The 21,677-nt window shown below is 61.4% G+C and carries 20 protein-coding genes; 14 read left to right on the top strand and 6 right to left on the bottom strand.

Features of this window, described 5'->3' with window-relative positions:
* Positions 1 to 159: 159 nt before the first annotated feature.
* Positions 160 to 936 (bottom strand): IclR family transcriptional regulator, encoded by a 777-nt coding sequence (locus KFO72_RS27960; protein WP_225033486.1) that lies wholly within the window; start codon positions 934 to 936, stop codon positions 160 to 162.
* A gap of 193 nt (positions 937 to 1,129) precedes the next feature.
* On the opposite strand from KFO72_RS27960, the gene KFO72_RS27955 reads away from it, so the two are divergent.
* The 4 genes from KFO72_RS27955 to KFO72_RS27940 all read left to right on the top strand — a co-directional run bounded on the left by KFO72_RS27955 (position 1,130) and on the right by KFO72_RS27940 (position 5,902).
* The gene (locus tag KFO72_RS27955) at positions 1,130 to 2,116 is read left to right on the top strand and encodes a hydroxymethylglutaryl-CoA lyase (RefSeq protein ID WP_225033483.1); all 987 of its coding nucleotides are present in this window, start codon (positions 1,130 to 1,132) and stop codon (positions 2,114 to 2,116) included.
* On the top strand, positions 2,113 to 3,387 hold the full coding sequence (locus KFO72_RS27950; protein WP_225033482.1) for a CaiB/BaiF CoA transferase family protein: 1,275 nt from the start codon (positions 2,113 to 2,115) through the stop codon (positions 3,385 to 3,387). The genes KFO72_RS27955 and KFO72_RS27950 overlap by 4 nt, the downstream gene beginning before the upstream one ends.
* A gap of 83 nt (positions 3,388 to 3,470) precedes the next feature.
* The gene (locus KFO72_RS27945; RefSeq protein ID WP_054931052.1) at positions 3,471 to 4,775 is read left to right on the top strand and encodes an MFS transporter; all 1,305 of its coding nucleotides are present in this window, start codon (positions 3,471 to 3,473) and stop codon (positions 4,773 to 4,775) included.
* Positions 4,772 to 5,902 (top strand): amidohydrolase family protein, encoded by a 1,131-nt coding sequence (locus KFO72_RS27940; RefSeq protein WP_107203839.1) that lies wholly within the window; start codon positions 4,772 to 4,774, stop codon positions 5,900 to 5,902. The genes KFO72_RS27945 and KFO72_RS27940 overlap by 4 nt, the downstream gene beginning before the upstream one ends.
* 62 nt (positions 5,903 to 5,964) lie before the next feature.
* On the opposite strand, the gene KFO72_RS27935 is transcribed toward KFO72_RS27940, so the two are convergent.
* Positions 5,965 to 7,083 (bottom strand): Gfo/Idh/MocA family protein, encoded by a 1,119-nt coding sequence (locus KFO72_RS27935; RefSeq protein ID WP_225033481.1) that lies wholly within the window; start codon positions 7,081 to 7,083, stop codon positions 5,965 to 5,967.
* 45 nt (positions 7,084 to 7,128) lie between these two features.
* Positions 7,129 to 8,118, bottom strand: coding sequence for a zinc-dependent alcohol dehydrogenase family protein (locus tag KFO72_RS27930; protein ID WP_060608940.1), 990 nt, complete (start codon positions 8,116 to 8,118; stop codon positions 7,129 to 7,131).
* Between the two features lie 323 nt (positions 8,119 to 8,441).
* On the opposite strand from KFO72_RS27930, the gene KFO72_RS27925 reads away from it, so the two are divergent.
* The 3 genes from KFO72_RS27925 to KFO72_RS27915 all read left to right on the top strand — a co-directional run bounded on the left by KFO72_RS27925 (position 8,442) and on the right by KFO72_RS27915 (position 11,842).
* Positions 8,442 to 9,551 (top strand): alkene reductase, encoded by a 1,110-nt coding sequence (locus KFO72_RS27925; RefSeq protein WP_225033480.1) that lies wholly within the window; start codon positions 8,442 to 8,444, stop codon positions 9,549 to 9,551.
* Positions 9,552 to 9,780: 229 nt separating this feature from the next.
* Positions 9,781 to 11,010 (top strand): MFS transporter, encoded by a 1,230-nt coding sequence (locus KFO72_RS27920; protein WP_225033479.1) that lies wholly within the window; start codon positions 9,781 to 9,783, stop codon positions 11,008 to 11,010.
* Between the two features lie 181 nt (positions 11,011 to 11,191).
* Entirely contained in the window at positions 11,192 to 11,842 is a 651-nt protein-coding gene (locus KFO72_RS27915; RefSeq protein WP_225033478.1) for an ureidoglycolate lyase, read from the top strand.
* A gap of 62 nt (positions 11,843 to 11,904) precedes the next feature.
* On the opposite strand, the gene KFO72_RS27910 is transcribed toward KFO72_RS27915, so the two are convergent.
* Positions 11,905 to 12,645: an SDR family NAD(P)-dependent oxidoreductase gene (locus tag KFO72_RS27910; RefSeq protein ID WP_225033477.1), complete on the bottom strand. Its 741-nt coding sequence runs from the start codon at positions 12,643 to 12,645 to the stop codon at positions 11,905 to 11,907.
* 72 nt (positions 12,646 to 12,717) lie between these two features.
* On the opposite strand from KFO72_RS27910, the gene KFO72_RS27905 reads away from it, so the two are divergent.
* The 4 genes from KFO72_RS27905 (at position 12,718) to KFO72_RS27890 (ending at position 15,961) form a co-directional block, all read left to right on the top strand.
* Positions 12,718 to 13,638: a LysR family transcriptional regulator gene (locus KFO72_RS27905; RefSeq protein ID WP_060608950.1), complete on the top strand. Its 921-nt coding sequence runs from the start codon at positions 12,718 to 12,720 to the stop codon at positions 13,636 to 13,638.
* Between the two features lie 83 nt (positions 13,639 to 13,721).
* Positions 13,722 to 14,288, top strand: a complete 567-nt coding sequence (locus tag KFO72_RS27900; RefSeq protein ID WP_054931060.1) for a TetR/AcrR family transcriptional regulator — start codon at positions 13,722 to 13,724, stop codon at positions 14,286 to 14,288.
* Positions 14,289 to 14,467: 179 nt separating this feature from the next.
* Positions 14,468 to 14,893: an organic hydroperoxide resistance protein gene (locus KFO72_RS27895; RefSeq protein WP_035993017.1), complete on the top strand. Its 426-nt coding sequence runs from the start codon at positions 14,468 to 14,470 to the stop codon at positions 14,891 to 14,893.
* Between the two features lie 39 nt (positions 14,894 to 14,932).
* A complete protein-coding gene (locus KFO72_RS27890; protein ID WP_225033476.1) occupies positions 14,933 to 15,961 on the top strand; it encodes an alpha/beta hydrolase in 1,029 nt (342 codons plus the stop codon).
* A gap of 55 nt (positions 15,962 to 16,016) precedes the next feature.
* Here the strand turns inward: KFO72_RS27890 and KFO72_RS27885 are convergent, their stop codons facing one another.
* Both KFO72_RS27885 and KFO72_RS27880 read right to left on the bottom strand, forming a co-directional pair.
* Positions 16,017 to 16,739, bottom strand: coding sequence for a haloacid dehalogenase type II (locus KFO72_RS27885; RefSeq protein ID WP_225033475.1), 723 nt, complete (start codon positions 16,737 to 16,739; stop codon positions 16,017 to 16,019).
* Between the two features lie 30 nt (positions 16,740 to 16,769).
* Positions 16,770 to 18,068 carry an L-fuconate dehydratase gene (locus tag KFO72_RS27880; protein WP_062918600.1) on the bottom strand — a complete coding sequence of 433 codons (1,299 nt, stop codon included), beginning with the start codon at positions 18,066 to 18,068 and terminating at the stop codon, positions 16,770 to 16,772.
* Positions 18,069 to 18,219: 151 nt separating this feature from the next.
* Between KFO72_RS27880 and KFO72_RS27875 the strand changes: the two genes are divergently transcribed.
* The 3 genes from KFO72_RS27875 to KFO72_RS27865 are packed head-to-tail and all read left to right on the top strand — an operon-like array spanning position 18,220 to position 21,584.
* Entirely contained in the window at positions 18,220 to 18,981 is a 762-nt protein-coding gene (locus KFO72_RS27875) for a GntR family transcriptional regulator (protein WP_054931064.1), read from the top strand.
* Between the two features lie 45 nt (positions 18,982 to 19,026).
* A complete protein-coding gene (locus tag KFO72_RS27870) occupies positions 19,027 to 20,538 on the top strand; it encodes a sugar ABC transporter ATP-binding protein (protein WP_225033474.1) in 1,512 nt (503 codons plus the stop codon).
* A gap of 20 nt (positions 20,539 to 20,558) precedes the next feature.
* Positions 20,559 to 21,584: an ABC transporter permease gene (locus tag KFO72_RS27865; RefSeq protein ID WP_054931066.1), complete on the top strand. Its 1,026-nt coding sequence runs from the start codon at positions 20,559 to 20,561 to the stop codon at positions 21,582 to 21,584.
* Positions 21,585 to 21,677: the final 93 nt, after the last annotated feature.

The following is a 21,677-nucleotide window of genomic DNA, read 5'->3' as shown; positions in this document are numbered from 1 at the left end:
CAAAGAAAAGTAGGTGCCGCCCCGCACAGGGGCGACGCGTGAAGCTAGATAACAAATCGCGGATGCCAGCGCAAAGCAAAAGCTAAAGCGAAAGCAAAAACAAAAACAAAAGCAAAAGCAAAAGCAAAATCCAAACCGGCCGCGCCACGAATTCCCCCCCTACAAAAACCCCTCCCGAGCCGTTTTCTCGATCGTCGCATCATACCGGCCGCCCTCACCTCCTAGCGCCGCCGTCGCGCGCTTTGCGCATTCGAGCAAGGCAATCAGCGCACCCGTGATGGTCGACGCCATATCAAAGCGCGCTTTAGGCCCCGACAACGCCAGCGCCCCCACCAACTCCCCCGATGCCCCAAACACCGGGACCGACACCGACGCCGTCTCAGGATCGCGCTCCCCGTGCGAGACAGCCCACAACCGCTCGCGCACCTCGTCCCAACGTGAATCGTGCGTGTCCGTGAACGCCAGCAGAACTTTCCCCGACGCACCCTTGTCGATCGGAAACTCCTCGCCGACGCGAATCGACACGCGCACCGCGCGCGCAGGTTCGACGCGGAACAGCACCAGTCTCCGGTCACCCTGCCGCACATACAACGATGCAGTCTCCCCGAGGTCCCGACTCAGTTGCTGAAGAATCGGCTCGATAACCGGTCCCACCTGAAACGAGCGCTGGTACAGCGCCGCCAGGCGCAATGGCTGCGGCCCAATCGCATACTGCCCGTCGCTCAGTCGGCGGATGAATCCGCCATGCTCCAGCGCACCCAGCAGACGCAGTACCGTGCTCTTGTACAGATCCGTGCGACGCGATAGCTCCGCGAGCGACAACCGGTCATCGGTCGGCCCAAAGGCGTTGAGTATCGCGAACGCGCGATCGAGTACCGCCACTCCGCTCGACCCATCGCTTGAGGCGGCGGTCTCCGGCGGTGACGTTTCCTGCATTTCGCTGGGCACGGCTGTTTCCTTCTCAGGTCTCTACGTTGCATCGACTGTAGCGTTCTGTCACGTAGAACGCAAGTTTCATAAATCGGCCAGATCTCGGGTTTACCCACCTTAAATTGTCCTGTTTCTGCTTCTATAGTTCTGTTCAATAGAACATCATTCCGCTGAATAGAACCACCGAAAGGACTTAGCCATGAACACTTCCCCCGCTCCCTCGGTCCTCATTAGTGAAGTGGGCCCGCGCGACGGGCTCCAGAGCATCAGGCGCGTGATGCCGACGGCTGCGAAGCTTCGCTGGATTTCCGCGCTGGCCGCCGCGGGGCTGAAGGAGATCGAGGTTGGCTCTTTTGTGCCGCCAAAACTGCTTCCGCAGATGGCCGACATTCACGAAGTCGTCGCTCATGCGCTGACGGTCCCCGGCCTACACGTCGCCGTGCTTGCGCCTAATCTTCATGGATCGCAACGCGCCTTCGAAGCCGGCGTGCACAAGGTCACGTTGCCTGTTTCGGTGACCGACGAGCATTCGATGGCCAACATTCGCAAGACGACCGCACAGATGATCGACGAGGTGCGTGAGATCGTCGCCTTGCGCGACGCGCAGTTCCCCGGTGTGCAGATCGAAGCGGGCGTATCTGTCGCATTCGGTTGCACGATCGCGGGCGCGGTGAGCGACGACCAGACAATGCGGATGTGTCTCTCGATGGCCGCGTGCGGTGTGGACGAAGTGGGCCTGTCCGATACCAGCGGCTATGCAAATCCCGCGCAAGTCCGCCGTTTGTTCCGGCGCTTGCAGAGCGAACTTGGCACCCGGGCAGGCGGCGCCCACTTCCACAACACTCGCGGCCAGGGACTGGCGAACGTCGTCGCTGCGCTCGATGCAGGCGTGACAACCATTGACGCGAGCCAGGCGGGTCTGGGCGGCTGTCCCTACGCGCCGGGCGCGACCGGCAACATCGTCACGGAAGACCTTGCCTTCCTGCTCGAAGCGATGGGCTATGACACGGGCATCGACATTGACGCGCTCGTCGCTGCCCGCGCCATTCTCGCGGAAGCACTGCCGGGCGAAGCGTTGTACGGGCACCTGCAGGACGCGGGATTGCCGAAAGGATTCAGCTACGCAGATGGACGCACGCCGAGCGCGCCGCAACCGGAAGGATGTTTGCTGGGAGTCGCGCAATGAGTGCCATCCAATCGAATCAATCCCTGCCCTACAGCGGCGTGCGTGTGATCGAAATGACGCACATGGTGATGGGACCGACCTGCGGCATGGTGCTGGCGGACCTTGGCGCGGAAGTGATCAAGGTCGAGCCGATCACAGGCGACAGCACACGTTCGCTGCGTGGATCAGGTGCAGGCTTTTTCAGCACCTTCAACCGGAACAAGAAAAGCATTGCCGTGGACGTAAAAGATCCTCGCGGGATTGAAATCGTCCACAAACTGCTAGCGAGCGCCGACATTTTCAGCGAGAACTTCAAGAGCGGCACGATGGACAAGTTCGGGCTCGGATACGCAGCGCTGTCGAAGCTCAATCCCCGTTTGATCTATGTCTCGCACAAGGGCTTTCTTCCCGGTCCATACGACCATCGGACCGCGCTCGACGAAGTCGTACAGATGATGGGTGGCCTTGCGTACATGACGGGACCCGAGGGGCGGCCGCTGCGTGCCGGCACCAGCGTCAACGACATCATGGGCGGCATGTTCGGCGCTATCGGTGCGATGGCGGCACTCGCGCAGCGTGAGCGCACAGGCAGGGGACAGGAAGTCCAGAGTGCGCTGTTCGAAAACAACGTGTTCCTCGTCGCGCAGCACATGATGCAGTACGCGGTGACGGGTCAGGCTGCGTCGCCGATGCCGAGCCGTATATCCGCCTGGGCTGTGTACGACGTCTTTTCCGTCCGGAACGGCGAGCAGATTTTTCTGGCGGTCGTGTCGGACACGCAATGGGCGTTGTTCTGCGATGCCTTTGGTCTTGCAGAACTGAAATCGGACGAACGGATTGCCACCAACAACCAGCGTGTCCGCGCCCGCGACTGGTTGCTGCCGCGCTTGCGCCAGCACATGGAGGCGTTCAGCGCGGCGGAGATCAGCGCCATCTTCGAGCGCATCGGCTTGCCCTATGCACCGATTACCAGGCCGCAAGACCTGTTCGACGATCCGCATCTGCTCGCGACGGGCGGGCTCGCCGACGTGACGTTGCCGCCCGATGCAAGCGGCGCGGGTGAACCGGTCTCCACGCGCACTGCATTGCTCCCACTGACGTTAGCGGGCGAGCGGTTGCGGCTTCGCGCGGCGCCGCCCGCGCTCGGACAGGACACGCAGACGCTGCTGTCGCAGCTCGGCTATACCGACGACGAACTCAGACAACTGGTCGAGGCCGGTGTCGTTAGATGCCAGCACCGCCCGTCGGGCGATGCGTCGAGTCCTTCGCCCAATGAGCTTGCCAGCGCCTGACGCTGGACCCATCGCACAGAAACACAGCACCGCGCCGGCCGCCTTGCGGCCAGGCCCGGCCAGTGAATTGTCTGGAGACGACAATGACATCCCTTTCCTCGAGCATGACGGCTGACACCCCCGCCAGCCTCGAACAGCAGGCGGTCAGAAAAGCGGCGTGGCGCTTTATTCCGCTGCTCGCACTCGCTTACTTTTTCAACTATCTGGATCGCACGAGCGTCGGCTTTGCGGCGCTGACGATGAACCGCGACCTTGGGCTGACTGCAACGCAGTTCGGCTGGGGAGCCGGGATCATGTTTGCCGGCTATTGCATCTGCGAGGTGCCCAGCAATCTGGCGCTATACCGCTTCGGCGCGCGGCGCTGGCTGGCACGCATCATGATCACGTGGGGGCTGTTGGCGGCAGCCACGGCGCTCGCTGCCGGACCGACCAGTTTCTACGTGATCCGTCTGCTGCTCGGAATCGGCGAAGCCGGCTTCTTTCCGGGCGTCATATTCTTTCTTGCCGTCTGGTTCCCCGCCAGCTACCGCACGCGTGTGCTTGCATGGTTCACCGTCTCGACGCCGCTGTCTTCACTGGTCGGTGGCCCGTTATCGTCGTGGCTGCTTCACATGGATGGCTTGCTCGGTCTGGCGGGCTGGAAATGGATGTTCATCATCGAAGGTCTGCCGGCATGCGTGCTGGGATACCTGGTGCTGAAAATGCTCGCGGACAAGCCCGCCGATGCCACATGGCTTTCGCCAGAAGAACGGCTCGCGCTGCAAAGCGCGTTCGATCGCGAAGGTTCATCCACGCAGAAAAAGAAGGATTTCCGTGCGGCGCTCAAGGACGTGCGTGTCTATCTCCTCGCGATGATCTCGTTTGGCTTCACGATGGGCTCCTACGGCATCGGCATCTGGCTGCCCCAGATGCTCAAAGCGCACGGCATGAGCGTGACGCAAACCGGCTGGGTTTCTGCCGTGCCGTACTTCTTTGCCACCATCGCACTGCTCTGGTGGGCGAAACGGGTGGACCGGCGCGGCGGGCATATCGCAAACCTTGCCGCGGGTCTGCTGATCGGTGCCGTCGCGCTCGGTATATCGACATACTTTCACCAACTGTTGCCCGCGATGACGGGTATCACGCTGGCACTGATCGGCACGATCGCCGGCCGCACGATTTTCTACACGCTGCCGGCCCGGTTCCTGTCCGGCCAGGCAGCCGCAGGCGGACTCGCGCTGATCAACTCGATCGGCGCACTTGGCGGCTTCGCAGGTCCATATCTGGTGGGCTATCTGAAGGACAGCTTTGGAACCTACACGGCTGGGATGTTCGGTCTCGCCGTCGTGCTCGGCTTGACGACGATGCTGACGCTCTCCCTGTATGCCTTCAATCGGGAGGCGCGATGACAGCAACGATTGATTCGCCGATGCGCCGCCAGTTGCTTCGCGCCGCCGCTGCATCGATCGCCCTCCCCGTCCTTGCCACGCACGCAATCGCCAACGAACAGACGCGCCCCATGAATCCGACCAGCAACTATCTGCCCGTTCGTTCCGAATGGCTCGCCTCAGGAACGGAAACGGCACTAGAGCCGGACATGCCGATCATCGATGCGCATCATCACTTCTATGATCGCCCGGGCTGGACCTACCTGCTTGACGAGTACCTTCGCGACGCACAGTCCGGGCACAACATCACGGCTTCCGTGTACATGCAGGCGCTCACCCGTTACCGGCAGTCAGGCCCCGACGCATTGCGGCCGGTCGGCGAGGTGGAATATGTGACAGCCGCAACCGCGCCGACGCAGGGCGGCAAGCCACAGGTCGCAAAAGGCATTGTCGGCTATGCGGATCTTCGTCGCGGTGCGGCGGTGCGCGACGTCCTCGAAGCGCATCTCCAGGCGGGACAGGGCCGGTTCAGAGGCGTCCGGCATCTCGTGACGTGGGACGCTGACCAGACTTTGGTGAATCCCGTCTCGGCGGCGCCGCGCGGATTGCTGCTCGACCGCGACTACCGCGCGGGTGTGGCGCAGTTGGGGCCGCTCGGTCTGTCGTATGACGCATGGCTTTTTTTCCCGCAACTTCCCGAGTTGTTCGACCTTGCGAAGGCCAATCCCGACCTGCCCGTCATCATCAATCATTGCGGCGGCGTCGTGCGGATTGCCAGCTATGACGACAAGCGGAAAGAAGTGTTCGAAAGCTGGTCCCAGTCCATGCGCAAGCTGGCGCAACTGCCCAACGTGTATGTCAAGGTAGGCGGACTGGGGATGCGGATCAACGGCTTTGACTTCGAGAAGGGTGAGCGGCCGCCGTCGTCGACGCAACTCGCCGAAGCGTGGAAACCGTGGATGCACACCTGCATCGAACTGTTCGGCGCGAATCGATGCATGTTCGAAAGCAACTTCCCGGTCGACAAGGGCTCGTACCCATACAGCAACGGCTGGAACGCATTCAAGCGATTGACGGCGCAGGCGAGCCAGGGCGAGCGCGAAGCGTTGTTCCGGGGCACGGTGAGCAACGTGTATCGCCTTGGCTGATCGGACGCGTGTCGCACCATGTTGCCTCGTGCCCGACATCGCCCGACCGTTTCATTCGTTAATTACAGTGTGGCATTCAGTTGCGCGAACTCACGCGAGACAAAAGATCTCTGCGCGCTCTCGATAAGATGATGCATACGGACTGCATCGGCGAAAGTCGGCGCGGTTCGTGTTCCATTCGACACGTCGTGCGCGTAAGCCCAATAGAGTTCGGCCAGTTCCAATACGGCGGAAGGCAGGTCCGATTCCGGCAGGCGCAGATAATGGGCCGGCACGTCGAGCCGTTCGAGCGGCTGCTTGTCGCCGTGCGCGCCGAAGATTGCATAGTCGTCGCCCACATCGCCGAAAGCCGACGCGTTCGTGATCCGCAAATCGCCTTGCGTGCCGGTGATGTCGATCTGCACGCCGGAGCCGTTGCGCTTGCCGCCTTCGATATGAACGGACACTACTGCGCTGCCTTCCAACATGCCGGCAAGCACGAGTTGGTCGGGTGTCGATGTCGGTATCGAAACGCCTGTTTCCCGAATCGTCACCGACGGAAACTGGTTCGGCGTGAGCGCGGCGATAGATACAGGCCAGCCGGTTGTCGAAAACAGCATGTCGAGAAAGTGGCCGCCATAAATCGAAACCACCGATGAAAAGTTCTCCAGCGGCACAGTCCATTCGAGCGCACGTGACCGCGTCGCCTGGAAGTAGTTCATGCTCACATGCATGCGCACGGAACGCAATTCGCCGACGTAACCTTGCTGGATCAGATCGCGTACATAACGGCTATGCGGCGCGAGACGCCTTTGCAAGCCGACGACATGACGCACGCCACGTTCTCCCGCCAGTCGCAACAGTTCTTCCGATTCGGCAAGCGTGGTCGTCAACGGCCATTCGCAGTACACATGCTTGCTCGCCGCGATCACCCGCCTGACGGTCTGCGCATGTTGCGCAGCCGTGTTCAGCACGACCACCAGATCGATGTCGTGACTGTCGACGAGTGCGTCGATCGATTCAGCCACGCGTCCGATCCGGTATTCACGCGCCGCGGCTTCAGCGGCTTCGTGCCGTTGGCTGTAAATGGCTTGCAGCGTGTATTGCGGCAACAGATCGAGCACACGCAAATGACCGTGCTTCGCCCAGTTGCCGACGCCGATCACGCCGACGCGCAATGGCACGTTAAGTGACGCTTCCATGATTCTGAATTCTCCAGTCAATGACAGACGGCGATGACTCGCGTATCACACCGACACCACGATGCGCCCAAAGTGCTCGTTGCGTTCCAGCACCGCATGCGCCTGGGCCATCTGGTCGAATGCAAAGCGACGCGCGATTGCCGTCTTGAGCGCGCCCGACTGCAACCCGTCGAAGATGAACGCCGCAGCGTCGGCCTGACGTTGCGCGTCCGTGGTCGTCGAGAAGAGGTTGTAACCATGCACGGTGATGCGCTTATAGAGTAGCGGCAGCACGGGCAATACGGTGTCGTCGGGACTCAATGCGCCGTAGAGCAGGATCGTGCCGCCGGGCCGCGTCGCGTCGATCAGACGCGCAAAGGTCTTGCCGCCGACGGGATCGAATACGAGGTCCGCGCCGCGTCCCTCGGTGATGCGTTGCACCGCTTCGACCAGATCTTCTTCGTCGGTGACGATCACGTGGTCGGCGCCTAGCGCGACAAGTGCATCGCGTTTCTCACGCGTTCGGGTGAGCGCGACGGCTGTCGCGCCCAGACGCTTCGCCACCTGAATCGCACCGATACCCACGCCGCTCGACGCCGCCGGGATCAACACGACATCGCCCGCTTTGACGCGTCCGTTTTCCGTGAATGCCGCATAGGGCGTGACGAACACGTTCCAGATCGCCACCGCGTCTTCGTGCGAAAGCCACGCGGGGCTCTTCACGACAGCATGCGCGGGCGCCAGCACGAGTTCGCCGTACACGCCGTAATCGTTCATCGAAAACGAAGGCACCGTACTGACGTTATCGCCCACGGCCACATGCGTGACGTTCGCGCCCACGGCATCCACCACCCCGGACGCTTCGTAACCGACGCGCGCGGGAAGCTTCGCCGGCTCGACGTACTCGCCGCGCCGCCACATCGACTCCGCGCGATTCAGACCGATGGCCTTCACACGAATACGCACTTCGTTAACGCCGGGTTCGGGCGTGCCGATTTCCGTGTACTCGAAAACCTCGGGACCGCCGTGCTGCGCAAAGGTAATGACTTTCGACATGATTCGTTCCTTTCGTTCAATCCATCCATTACAGGCGCCTCGAAACGACACGCCCCTTCAAGTGGTTCGAATTATCGGAATCGCCAGGTGCGGAATAAATGCGGCGCCGCCGACATCACTGTTCTTTTGCCGCCAACAATCGCTTTTTAGTCGCGCGAAGCCCGTGCAGCAAGGCTCGCGCGATTGCGGACACGGGTGTCCAGAGTAAGCGAACCCGTGGGCTGTTTTTCTGGCGTATCGCCGCATCTACATTAGCGTCAAGCGTCGCCGGTCACCGGCATTGCGCAGCAGATTCCCTGAATCACTGGATTGTGGAGATTGAAATGTCCAAACTGTTTTCGAAAGTCGCGGTCGGTTCGTACGACATCGCGCACCGCGTGGTCCTCGCTCCTCTCACCCGCATGCGTGCCGAGAGCGGCGCGCGCCCTGGTCCGCTGATGGCCGAATACTATGCACAGCGGACGTCGCGGGGAGCGCTGCTGATCGGCGAAGCCACGATCGCCGCGCCGAACGGCAATGGCTATCTCGGCGCGCCTGGCCTGTACGACGACAGCCAGATCGCGGGTTGGAAAGCCGTCACCGACGCAGTGCATGCGAAAGGCGGCAAGATCTTTCTACAGCTTTATCATGCGGGCCGTCAATCGAATGCACAGTTGCAGCCCGATGGCGGCCGTCCCGTGGGACCGTCCGAAGTGCCGCACGGCGGCGTCGCGTACACGGAAGCGGGCTGGGTGCCCAACACGCCGAACCGCCCGCTGGAAACCGCGGAAATCGCGGGCATCGTCGAGAGCTTTCGCGCGGCTGCCGGGCGCGGTGTGAAGGCAGGCTTCGACGGCGTCGAATTGCACGGCGCGAACGGCTATCTGTTCGATCAGTTCCTTCAGGACGGCAGCAACAAACGCACGGACGAGTATGGCGGCTCGATCGCCAACCGCGCGCGCCTGCTGCTCGATGCGACGCGTGCCGTGATTTCCGTGTGGGGCGCGAACAAGGTTGCCGTGCGCCTCGGGCCGAGCGGCTCGTGGGGCGACATGTCGGACAGCAACCCCGAAGCGTTGTTCACGTATGTGGCCGATGAACTCGACAAGCTCGGCATCGCCTATCTGCATCTGATCGAGCCGCGCATCGCGGGCAATGTCGAGGACGAAGCGCGCGACCAGCAACCTGTCGCCGCGAAGTCGCTGCGCACGCATTTTCATGGGCCGATCATCGCGGCGGGCGGCTTCGATGGCGAAAGCGCCGAAGCCATCCTGCAATCGGGCGATGCCGATCTCGTCGCATTCGGACGTCATTTCATCGCGAACCCGGATCTGCCGGAGCGGCTGCGCAAAGGTCTGCCGCTGAACCCGTACGATCGCGCGACGTTCTTCGGCGGCACGGATGTGGGCTACACCGATTATCCGTTCCACGACGAGGCCGCCGTCGCAGCGTGAGATGCGTGGGCCGTAACAGCCAATTCAGCCGATTCAGCTGATTCATAGCGCGGCCGGAAGCGATCCTGCGTTCACGCACGGTCGCTTCCGGCGTCAATTGCTTCAAGTCAATTGACTCAATTGACGCTGCCTCTTCGTCTCCTCGTTTTTTTCTCATTGCACTTCGCAGCCGTCACGCGCGATCCACTTCGCGCGTGGCGGCGGTTGCGCGTTTGCTGGAGCTTTTCACATGAATACCGATCAATCCGCGTCGCTCGCCGACGCGCCCATATCGTCTTCATCCATCGCAAGCCAGCGACGCTGGCTCGCCGTGTTCTCGATCGCGCTCGGCTCGTTCGCTTTCGTGACGACGGAATACCTGCCCGTCGGCGTGCTGCCCAAAATCGCCGCAGACCTCGGCGTCACGCCCGGCACGGCAGGCCTCATGACGACCACGCCCGGACTCATCGCCGCCATCTCCGCGCCGATGCTGCTGCTTGCCGCGGGCCGCCTGAACCGGCGTTCGATTCTGCTGTTGCTGTCGGTCGCGCTGGTCGCGTCGAACCTCATTGCAGCGCTCGCAAGCACTTTCACGACAATGCTCGTCGGACGTGCATTGCTCGGTATCAGCCTTGGCGGGTTCTGGACCGTCGCACTCGGCGTCTCCGGACAGATCGTCGCGGAAGAAGAAATCGCCAAGGCCAGTGCGACCATCTTCATGGGTATCACCCTCGCCACTGTCATTGGCGTGCCGCTCGGGACGTTCATTGCGGAACTGGCGTCGTGGCGCGTCTCGTTCTTCGCGACGGCTGCGCTCGCGCTCGCAGCGCTGCTGATGCAGGCGACGCTGCTGCCCGATCTGCCGCCGCGCGCGGCAGCCCGCATCGCCGACTTCGGCCGCATGCTGGCGCGTGGGACCGTGTTGCGCAGCCTCGTGCTGGTCGCCTTGCTGTTCGGCGCTCACTTCTGCGCGTACACGTATATCGCGCCCTTTCTCGAAGACAACGCGTCGCTCGGCGCGACCTGGGTGACGGCGCTGTTGCTTGGCTTCGGCATCGTCGGCTTCATGTCGAACTTCGTCGCGTCGGCGTTCGTTACATCGCATCCCCGGCTCTCGCTATTCGCGATGACTGCACTCGTGATGGCGTCGCTGGTGGCGCTTCCCGCGTTCGCTCACATCCACGGTGCGGTGGTCGCGGGTGTACTCGCGTGGGGCATCGCCTACGGCGCGATTCCGCTGTGCCTGAGCATGTGGATGCAGATGACTTCGCCAAAGCAGCCGGAAGCCGCATCGGCGCTGTTCGTCAGCGCCGTGCAGACGGCGATCGCCGCAGGTTCGCTCGCGGGCGGCGTGGCCGTCGATCACGCGGGTGCAACGGGCGCGATGCATCTTGGCGTGCTGCTGTCGGCATTGGGGCTTGCAGTGCTCGCATCGTTCGCGACGACGCGGCGCACACTGGCAAGCGTGCTCGAAGGTTGAGCGCCATTTGCGCCGCCCGATTGCTTTTCGGCTTGTCGCTCGTTTGAGCCAGGTGTGTGTGTTGGGGCTGCGGCGACTATTTGCGTGCAAAGAAATCGCGCGCCAGGAATCAGCCGAAACGGCGTTCGAGTATCATCTTTGCGCACGGCCCCCATACTCAGACTTCTGAAAGGCTTCGACGATGGCCACTCCGATCGACTATCTCAACCCTGCCCTGCCCAAGGGTCTTCGGCGCGTGGTGATGCCCGTCGTCGACGCGACACCGGTCACACTCGACGGCTACGGCAGGCTGGTAGACGACCCTGACGAATGCCGGGTTGAAATCGTGCAATGGCCCGCGACGGGATCGAGACCGATCGACCCCGGCACGGGAGACGAAGCGGGCACGACAGAGGGCGTCTTCGTCAGCGAATGGCGCGGGGACATCCTTTACGGCCGCAACGAGGCGGTGGGCGGCCACTATGTCCTCGCATACGCGACGGAGCCTGACGAAGCGCGCGAAGACAACGCCGCAGCGCCCGAACGCATGCTGCTCTGGCACGCGAACTACCACCCGGACGGCGGACAGCTGTTCTTCCCTCTCGATGGTAGGCCGTTCTATGTTCCGCTGGCCTTGCCGGGTGACGACGTGACGCCCGGGAAGTTCGTGTGCTTTCGCTTCGATGGCCGGCAGGGACTGTATATCCATCCGAACATCTGGCACGAAGGCGTCTTCACGCTCGACGGGACACAGCGTTTCTTCGACAAGCAGGGCGCGGTCCATGCACGTGTGTCTGTCGAGTTTGCGCAAGAGTTCGGTTGCCTGCTCGAAGCGCCCATCGTGTATCCGTGATGCTCGAGCGTTAGATCGAGGCGGCGGTTCGCGACGAAACCGCCGGCCAAACTGGAATCGAACTAGAAAACCAGACCGCCCGCGACATCGATGGTGGACCCTGTCACCCACGCGGCGTCATCCGAAACCGCGAACGACACGGCAGCCGCAATATCCTTCGGCAGACCGGCGCGGCCAAGCGGCGTCTTCGCAATGAACGGCTGAATGAGGTCGCGAGGCAAGTGACTGTTGCCCTCCGTCTCCGTGAACCCCGGTGCGACGCCGACCACCCGAATCTGCCGCGCGCCGAGTTCCATGCCGAGCGAACGCGTCAGCACGTCGACGGCGCCCTTGGTCGCGCAATACACATGCGCCATCGGATTCGGACTCTTCGCGACGCCGGAGCTCACGTTCACGATCACGCCACCCTGAGGCAGCACGCGCGCCGCCGCTTGCGTCATCAGCAGCAGGCCGCGCACGTTCACGCTGAAATGCCGGTCGATGCTTTCGGCCGTCAACGTATCGAGCGAATCGATGTCGTAGATGCCGGCGTTGTTCACGAGAATATCTAGCCTGCCGAACGCTTCGAGCGTCGCGACGACGAGCGCCTTCGGCTCGCCCTCTTTCGCGACATCTGCGCGAACCGCCAGCGCCTGGCCGCCGGACGCAACGATGCGCGCGACAACGGCATCCGCGTGCGAAGCGTCCCGCGTGTAGTTCACCACGATCTTCGCGCCGTCTGCCGCGAGCCGCTCCGCAATGCCCGCTCCGATGCCCTTCGACGAACCCGTGACGATCGCCACCTTGCCTGCCAGCCGACTCATACTTGCTCCTTGATTGTGAAGTCAAACTGTATGCTAGGCTCCGATCATCCCCCGATAAAGCGGCAAAACAGGATGAACCATGAAGAGGCGCTTCACATTTCCGCGAATCTTCCCGAGCTGCTGCCGGGCATAGCGGCGTTCGCACGGGTTGCGCATCACCGCAGCTTCACGAAGGCGGCGCACGAACTGGGTGTCTCGACGTCGGCCCTCTCGCAAACGCTGCGCACGCTCGAAGCGCGCCTCGGCGTGCGCCTGCTCGAACGCTCGACGCGCAAAGTCGGCCTGACCGAGCTAGGCCAGCGCTTTCTGCAAAGCGCGCAGCCCGCGCTTGCGGCACTGCGCGGCGCAGTCAACGAAGTGCACGACATGCGCGACAAACCGGCTGGCCTGTTGCGCCTGAACGTGTCGCGCGTGGCCGCCGAGATTCTCGTGATGCCGCATCTCACGCCGTTTCTCGAAGCCTATCCGGACATCACGGTGGAACTGCATTGCGACAATGCGCTGATCGATATCGTGAGCGGCGGCTTCGACGCCGGCATCCGGCTCTCGGAGAATCTGTCGCAGGATGTGGTGGCCGTGCCGCTCGGCGGCACGCAGCGCCTCGCAACCGTGGCCGCGCCACACTATTTGAGCGGAAGAGCCTTGCCGCGGGAGCCACGCGATCTCGCCGCGCATCGCTGCCTCAATGTGCGCCTGCAAAACGGCATTTTCCGCTGGGTGTATCAGGCGGACGAGCGCGAGTTCAGCGTCGATACGCCCGGACCGTTTGTGACCAACGACGGCGATTTGCTGCTCTCCGCGATTCGCAGCGGCGCGGGCATCGGTTGCACGCTGGAGGCCGTCATCGCCGACGATATCCGCACCGGCCGCCTGATTCCGCTGCTCGAGCCGTGGTGGCCCAGCTTTCCGGGCTTTCATCTCTACTATTCGAGCCGCGTGCACGTGCCGCGCAAGCTGCGCGCGTTCATCGACTTCATGCAAACGCGGTCGTGATTTTTCGCCGTTGCGGCATATGAATTCGAAGCCCTCAAAAAAAGTGCTTGACTGTCTATCTAGTAGTAGATAAAGTTCGATCCATGGAACCGACCACTACAGTTCGCGATCAGATTCTGGAGCACGCCATCACGCTGATGATGCTGCGCGGCTACAACGGGTTTAGTTATCGCGACCTGTCGGAGCTGGTAGGGGTGAAGACTTCGAGCATCCATTATTACTTCCCGTCGAAAGACGATCTGGTGCTCGAAGCCGTCAGCCAGTACAGCAACGAGATACTCAGTGCGCTCGGCTCTATCGAGTCCTCTCTTCCTGCGGATCAGAAGCTCGGCAAGTACACGAAGCTGTTCGGCAGAACCCTTGGCGAAGGCGATCAGATCTGCCTGTGCGGCATGCTCGCCGCGGATATCGAGGCGTTGCCCGATGATGTTCGCACTGCCGTGCAGGCATTCTTCAAGGCCAACGAAAGCTGGCTCGCGAAGGTGCTGGCGCAAGGCGCCAGGGAGCGCACCTTGCACGTCAACGGCAAGCCCGAAAACGCCGCGCGGGCGCTGTACGCCGCTTATCAGGGCAGCGTGCTGGCAAGCCGGCTGTTCAGGACGAAGGCACGGCTGGAAGATGTCGAGGCGTCGTGGAAGGTTTCGAAGTAGTGGTATTCGAGGCGGTTGCTGTTGACCGCCTTTTGTTGGAACCGGTTATCTATCTTCTAGTAGATAAATAACGGATGTAAAGAGATGTCGTTGAAGTACAGAGATTTGCCCGGTTGTCTATCTAGTAGTAGATAGCACAAATGCAGTTCACTCAACTATTGCCAGTCAGGAGTTACATCATGTCGATCGAAAAAGTTCTGTACCGCGCTCACGCTCACGCCACGGGAGGCCGCGACGGCCGCGCCGTCGTCCCCGAAGGCAAGCTCGATTTCAAGCTGGTCACGCCGCGTGAACTCGGTGGCGCGGGCGGCGAAGGCGCGAATCCTGAACAACTGTTCGCGGCCGGGTACAGCGCCTGTTTCCTCGGTGCGATGAAATTCGTCGCGGCGCGCGACAAGACGGCGATTCCGGCAGATGTATCGATTGACGGCAGCGTCGGCATCGGCGCGATTCCCAACGGCTTCGGCATCGAAGTCGAACTGAAAATTTCGCTGCCCGGCATGCCGCGCGACGCCGCTCAGGCACTGATCGACAAGGCTCACATCGTGTGCCCGTACTCGAACGCAACGCGCGGCAACATCGACGTCACGTTGACGCTGGTTTGATCGACTTCGCCTGTTAGACAGAACATTGGAGCGTAAAAAATGAAAGCCCTGAAGCCACTCGTCCTCGCCGCCGTCCTCGCCGCCAACGCCGTCATTGCCGCCGCTGCCACGCCCGCCGCACAACCGACGCCCGACCGGGTCACGACGACATTCCTGAAACAGCTCAACAGCGGCACGGGCCCCGCCCTGAACACGCTGCCGCCCGCGAAGGCGCGTCAGGTGCTGGTCGATGCGCAAAACGGCGTTAAGGTCGACCTGTCCGGCATCGACGTGTCGAACCGCACCATCGAAGAGGACGGTATCAGCGTGCCGATCACGATCGTCCGTCCGCAAGGCGCGACGGGCACACTGCCGGTGTTCATGTTCTTCCACGGCGGCGGCTGGATCCTCGGTGACTTCCCGACCCACGAACGGCTCGTGCGCGATCTCGTCGTGCAGTCCGGCGCGGTTGCCGTATTCGTGAATTACACGCCGTCACCCGAGGCTCGTTATCCCGTCGCGATCAATCAGGCGTACGCCGCGACGAAGTGGGTCGCGGAACACGGCAGCGACATCGGCGTGGACGGCAGCCGCCTCGCGGTGGTGGGCAACAGCGTGGGCGGCAATATGGCCGCCGTCGTCAGCCTGATGGCGAAGGACAAGCACGGTCCGCAAATCCGCTTCCAGGGGTTGATGTGGCCCGTCACGGATGCCAACTTCAACGACGGCTCGTATCTCGCGTACCGCGACAAGCACTTCCTGACCCGCGCAATGATGCAGTGGTTCTGGGACGCGTACACGAAGGACCCTGCCCAGCGCGCGCAGATTTACGCATCGCCGCTGCGTGCGTCTGAAGAAGAGTTGAAGGGTCTGCCGCCCGCGTTGATCCAGGTCGCGCAATTCGACGTGCTGCGCGACGAAGGCGAGGCATACGGGCGCAAGCTCGATGCAGCCGGCAACGAAGTCACGACGACGCGCTACAACGGCACGATCCACGATTTCGGTCTGCTCAACGCACTCGCTGCCGATGCACCGACACAGGCCGCGACGAAGCAACTCGCCAATGAGATCAAGACGCGGCTGAAGTAAACGCTGGTTCTTATAGCGGCCCGATGGCTTGACGCGCCATCGGGCCGCTTTTCACTTATACGCCAAGTTGCTTCGCGAGATCCACCAGGTCGGTAGCGACCCAATCCCAATTGTGTTCCGGCTTTAGATTCGTTGTTTGCGAGGCGCCGTGTTCATGGGGACGTGGAATGAATGCCGTTCTGAATCCGCACTTCTGCGCCGCTGCCAGATCGCTATTGTGCGCGGCGACCATGCACACCTCTCCCGGCGCCAACGCCAGAATCCCGGCCGTGCGCAAATACGCTTCGGGCGATGGCTTGTAGGCTTGCGCGACTTCCGCGCCGAGAATCGCGTCCCACGGCAGGCCGCCGTGCTTCGCCATATCGATCATCAGCCTGACATTGCCGTTAGACAGTGGCGCGATGATGTATTGCGACTTGAGCCGTGCAAGTCCTTCGACAGTATCCGGCCATGGATCGAGCCGATGCCACGCGAGATTGAATTCGTCGAGTTCCGCGGCAGGGATCTGTTTGGCTTCGATACCGAACTCGTGCAACACCGCTTCGAGATTCTCACGGTGCAATATATCGAGCTTCGTGAACGGACGCTCGCCGCTGCGGACCCGTTGCATCGCGGGTTGATATTGCGCGCGCCACGCATCCGCGAATGCGTCGGCTTCCTGTCCGCTTCGTCCATGCCTTTGCAGAAATGCAGCCGCTTCACGCGCAACGCCACCCCGCCAATCGACGAGCGTGCCGAAAACATCGAATACGAAAGCCTTTACGTCCGCTGTTGTCATAGGAAATCCAGTTGGAGTTGCGCGGCGGGCTCAAGGCTGCCATGCCTCGCCATCAGGGTAAACATAGGTGTCGAGAGACGGCGCCTTCATTTCGATGCTGTATCCCGGCTTTTGCGGAGGCATATAGTGGCCATTGCGAATGACGACGGGATCGACGAAATGCTCGTGCAGATGATCGACATATTCGAGCACGCGGTTTTCCAGCGACGCCGACACGCAGATATAGTCGAATAGCGAAATGTGCTGCACGTACTCGCACAATCCGACGCCACCCGCATGCGGACATACGGGCACGCCGAACTTTGCCGCCATCAGTAGCACGACGAGTACTTCGTTCAGTCCGCCCAAACGGCAGCTATCGACCTGGCAGAAATCGATTGCCTGAGCCTGCAGCAACTGCTTGAACATCACGCGGTTCTGGCAGTGTTCACCCGTCGCCACACCGATCGATCCCAGCCGCTGACGAATGGCAGCGTGACCGAGCACATCGTCGGGACTTGTCGGCTCTTCGATCCACCACGGATCGAATTCCGCGAGGCGTCGCATGTTCGCGACGGCTTCATCGACGTCCCACACCTGATTCGCATCCATCATCAACTTCAGGTTCTCGCCGATCTCTTCACGCAGAATGCGGGCGCGCCGCACATCCTCTTCGAGATTCCCGCCTACCTTCTGCTTGAAATGGGTCCACCCTTGCGCAACACCTTCGCGCGCGAGCCGGCGGATCTTGTCGTCGTCGTAACCAAGCCAGCCCGCCGATGTCGTATACGCCGGATAGCCTCGGGCGAGCATTTCCTTTTCGCGTTCGCCTTTCGTCCCGGCGTGGCGATTCAGCAGCGCCAGCGCTTCGTACGGCGTGATCGCATCCGTGACGTAACGAAAGTCGAGACAGCGCACGAGTTCTTCCGGGCTCATATCGACGAGCAGCTTCCAGACGGGCTTGCCAACCGACTTTGCCCACAGGTCCCACACGGCATTGACGATAGCGGCCGTGGCCAGATGAATCGCGCCCTTATCGGGACCGATCCAGCGCAATTGACTATCTGAAGTAAAGGCGCGCCAGAATGCACCCATATTCGCCACGATATCTTCGAGCTTCTTGCCTACGATAAGCGGCGTCAAGGCATTCACCGCTGTCACGCAGATTTCATTGCCGCGCCCGATCGTAAAGGTCAATCCGTGCCCTGTGAGCTTTTGCGGCGAATCGGTTTCGAGCGTGACGTAAGTGGCGGAATAGTCCGGCGCGGCATTCATTGCGTCGGAGCCGTCGAGAGAACGGGAAGTGGGAAAACGAATGTCGCGAACGGACAGCCTCGTGATCGTGGTCATCTGAGCACCCTCCAGGGATGGCTACGGGCATTGACCTGCTAGCGAAGAGGAACCGCCTGGTGCGTTCGTCAAAAACGGGAGATCCGGGTACACCCTGATAAGTCCTACCAGGCGTTTGCACGCGTTGACAACGCTCAATCCACTTCCTAGCATGCTAGCATGTCTTCTGGAAATCAAGCGTGCCGTGAGCTCTTCGTCAGATGTAGCGAATGCCGCCAGTAATCCGTATGTCGCACTGCAAAAGGTCAAAGGCGGCGAGCGCGGCAGCCTGACCGACGCGGTGGAACAGGCGCTGAGAGAAGCGATCGTGACATTGGTGCTGGAACCCGGAATGATGATCGACAAGCTGGCTGTGTGCGAGCGCATGGGCGTATCGCGCTTTCCGGTTTCCGCTGCATTGGCGCGGCTCGAGCATGCGGGCCTCGTCGAAGTTCTGCCGCAGCGCGGCACGCGCGTCAAACCCATCGCGCTTCACGACATACGCCAGCACCTGTTCATACGCAGCGCGCTGGAAGTAGAAACCGTGCGCGCCGTCGCGCTGATGCGTGACAGTGCGACCATCGACGCGCTCGCCGTCAATCTCGATCAGCAGCGCGACGTTGCCGGCAACGGAGAGCGTTTGTCGTTTCATGTACTCGATCTGGCTTTTCACGAAATCATGCTCGACGCGGTGAATCTGCCGCGTGTGAAGGAAATCGTCGCTGTGTCGCGCAACGCACTGGATCGCGCAAGACAACTGTTGGCAAGTCCGGAGCGGCTCGTGCATACGCTCGACGAGCACGAGCGCATATTCGCGGCTATCCGGGTGGGAAACGCCGATACGGCTGCAAAAGCAATGCACGATCATCTCGACGAAGTGGTCGCCGAATTGCACCGGTCCGCGAAAGAAAGGCCCGATCTTTTCGCACCTTGAGGACAAGGCAATGTCTCTGGCTTCTCTTTGCATGACTGCCGCGCCATGACTCCAATCATTTCCGTCAGCAAGCTCAACAAGAGCTTTCCGGGCGTGAGGGCGCTGCACGAAGTGCAGTTCGAACTCATGGCAGGCGAAGTGCATGCGTTGATGGGCGAGAACGGCGCAGGCAAGTCCACGCTGATGAAAATCCTTGCGGGCGTGTACACGCGCGATTCCGGAGAAATGCTCTACGACGGCAAGCCCGTCGATTTCACCAGCCCGCGCGAGGCGCAGGCGGCAGGCATTGGCATCATTCATCAGGAACTTCAGCTGATGAACCATCTGACCGTCGCGCAGAACATGTTCATCGGCCGCGAGCCGCGCGGACGCCTCGGCCTGTTTCTCGATGAAGACAAACTCAACGCGCAAGCTCGCGACATCCTCTCGCGCATGCATGTGAATCTCGATCCGCGTACCGTCGTCGATTCGCTCACGGTCGCGAGCCAGCAAATGGTCGAGATCGCGAAGGCGCTGTCGTTCGACTCGCGCGTGCTCATCATGGACGAGCCGACCTCGGCGCTCAACGACGCCGAGATTGCCGAGCTTTTCCGCATCATCCGTCAGCTGAAGGAACGCGGTGTCGGCATCATCTACATCTCGCACAAGATGGATGAGCTCAAGCAGATTTCCGACCGGGTCACCGTGATGCGCGACGGCGAATACGTGGCCACCGTCGCGACGGCGGACACGACCGTGCCCGCGATCATCGGCATGATGGTGGGCCGCACGCTCGCCGACGTCACGCCGTATCAAGGCACGGAATGCACGGGCGACATCGCGCTCGAAGTGAAGCACCTGAACGCCGGCCCACTCGTCAAGGACGTGAGCTTCACGCTGCGCAAAGGCGAGATATTGGGCTTTGCAGGCCTGATGGGCGCCGGCCGCACGGAAGTCGCGCGTGCGGTATTCGGCGCCGACCCGATCGAGTCAGGCGAAATCTTCGTAAAAGGCGTGAAGGCGCTCATCAAGCGACCCTGCAATGCCGTCGCGCACAGCATCGGCTATCTCTCGGAAGACCGCAAACGCTTCGGCCTCGCGACGGGCATGGATGTCGAATCGAACATCGTGATGTCGGATCTCGGCAAGTTCCTGTCGCTGCGTGTGTTTCTCCGCCGCGCGCAGATCCGCAAGCGCGCTTCGCATTTCATCAATCTGCTCGCGATCCGCACGCCTTCCCCGACACAGCCTGTCAGGCTGCTGTCGGGCGGCAACCAGCAGAAGATCGTCATTGCGAAATGGCTGGAGCGCGACTGCGACGTATTGTTCTTCGACGAACCGACGCGCGGCATCGATGTCGGCGCAAAGAGCGAGATCTACAAGCTGTTGCGCTCGCTCGCGGCGCAAGGCAAGGCGATCGTGATGATCTCGTCTGAATTGCCGGAAATTCTGCGCATGAGCGACCGCATCGTCGTGATGTGCGAAGGCCGTATCACCGGCGAGCTTTCTGCCAGCGAGGCCACGCAGGAAAGCATCATGCATCTCGCGACGCAGCGCGAATCCTTGAAAACCGCTTGAGCCTCTAGAGGTCGAGATCGATGACATCGCAACCGGATACCGCGGCACTATCCAACGAAAGAAGACTATCGGGCTTCAGAGCCCGGCTCTTCTCGCCAACCGCCTTGCAAAAGCTGCTCGCGTTCACAAGCCTGATACTGCTGCTGATCTTTTTCAGTTTCGCGTCGCCCGCGTTCATGCAGATGGACAACATCCTCGGCATTCTGCAGGCGACGGCCGTCAATGGTGTGCTGGCCATTGCGAGTACTTTCGTCATTATCACGGGCGGCATCGATCTGTCCGTCGGCACGCTGATGACATTCACGGCTGTCATTTGCGGCGTGTTTCTCACCTACTGGCATTTGCCGATGTGGATGGGCGTGCTCGCCGCCATCGCGACGGGCGCAGTGTGCGGCACGATTTCGGGCACGTTGACGGCAAAAATGAAAATACCGCCGTTCATTGCCACGCTGGGCATGATGTTGCTGCTGAAAGGACTTTCGCTCGTCGTGTCGGTCGATAAGCCGATCTATTTCACCGACACGGAGAACTTCTACATGATCTCGCAGGATTCTCTGATCGCGTATTTCCTGCCCAGCGTGCCCGTGCCGAATGCCGTCCTCATTCTGTTCGTGCTCGCCATCGTGAGTTCGGTCACGCTCAACCGCACCGCACTTGGCCGCTATACGTTCGCACTCGGCAGCAATGAAGAAGCCGTGCGTCTGTCGGGCGTGAACGTCGACAGATGGAAGATAGCAATCTACGGCCTGGGCGGCGCGATTTGCGGCATCGCCGGATTGCTGATCGCGTCGCGTCTGAATTCGGCACAACCGGCCCTCGGCCAGGGCTACGAACTGGAAGCGATTGCGGCTGTGGTGATTGGCGGCACGTCGTTGAGCGGCGGATCGGGCACGATACTCGGCACCATCATCGGCGCATTCATCATGAGCGTGCTGACCAACGGCTTGCGCATCATGTCGGTTGCGCAGGAATGGCAGATCGTGGTGACAGGTCTCATCATCATTCTCGCCGTGTATGCCGACATCTTGCGACGCCGAAAGCGCTGAGCCTGCACACGACAATAGAAATCAAAGAAAGGAGAGTACCGAAAGGCTCTCTCAACGGCTGGAGGTCGATAGCCCACCTTAGGAGGAGAAACC

This window comes from Paraburkholderia sp. XV (genome assembly GCF_020177535.1).
GTDB lineage: Bacteria > Pseudomonadota > Gammaproteobacteria > Burkholderiales > Burkholderiaceae > Paraburkholderia > Paraburkholderia caribensis.
The sequence above is the reverse complement of the archived record's forward strand: the minus strand, read 5'-3'. Positions and strand labels throughout refer to the sequence as shown.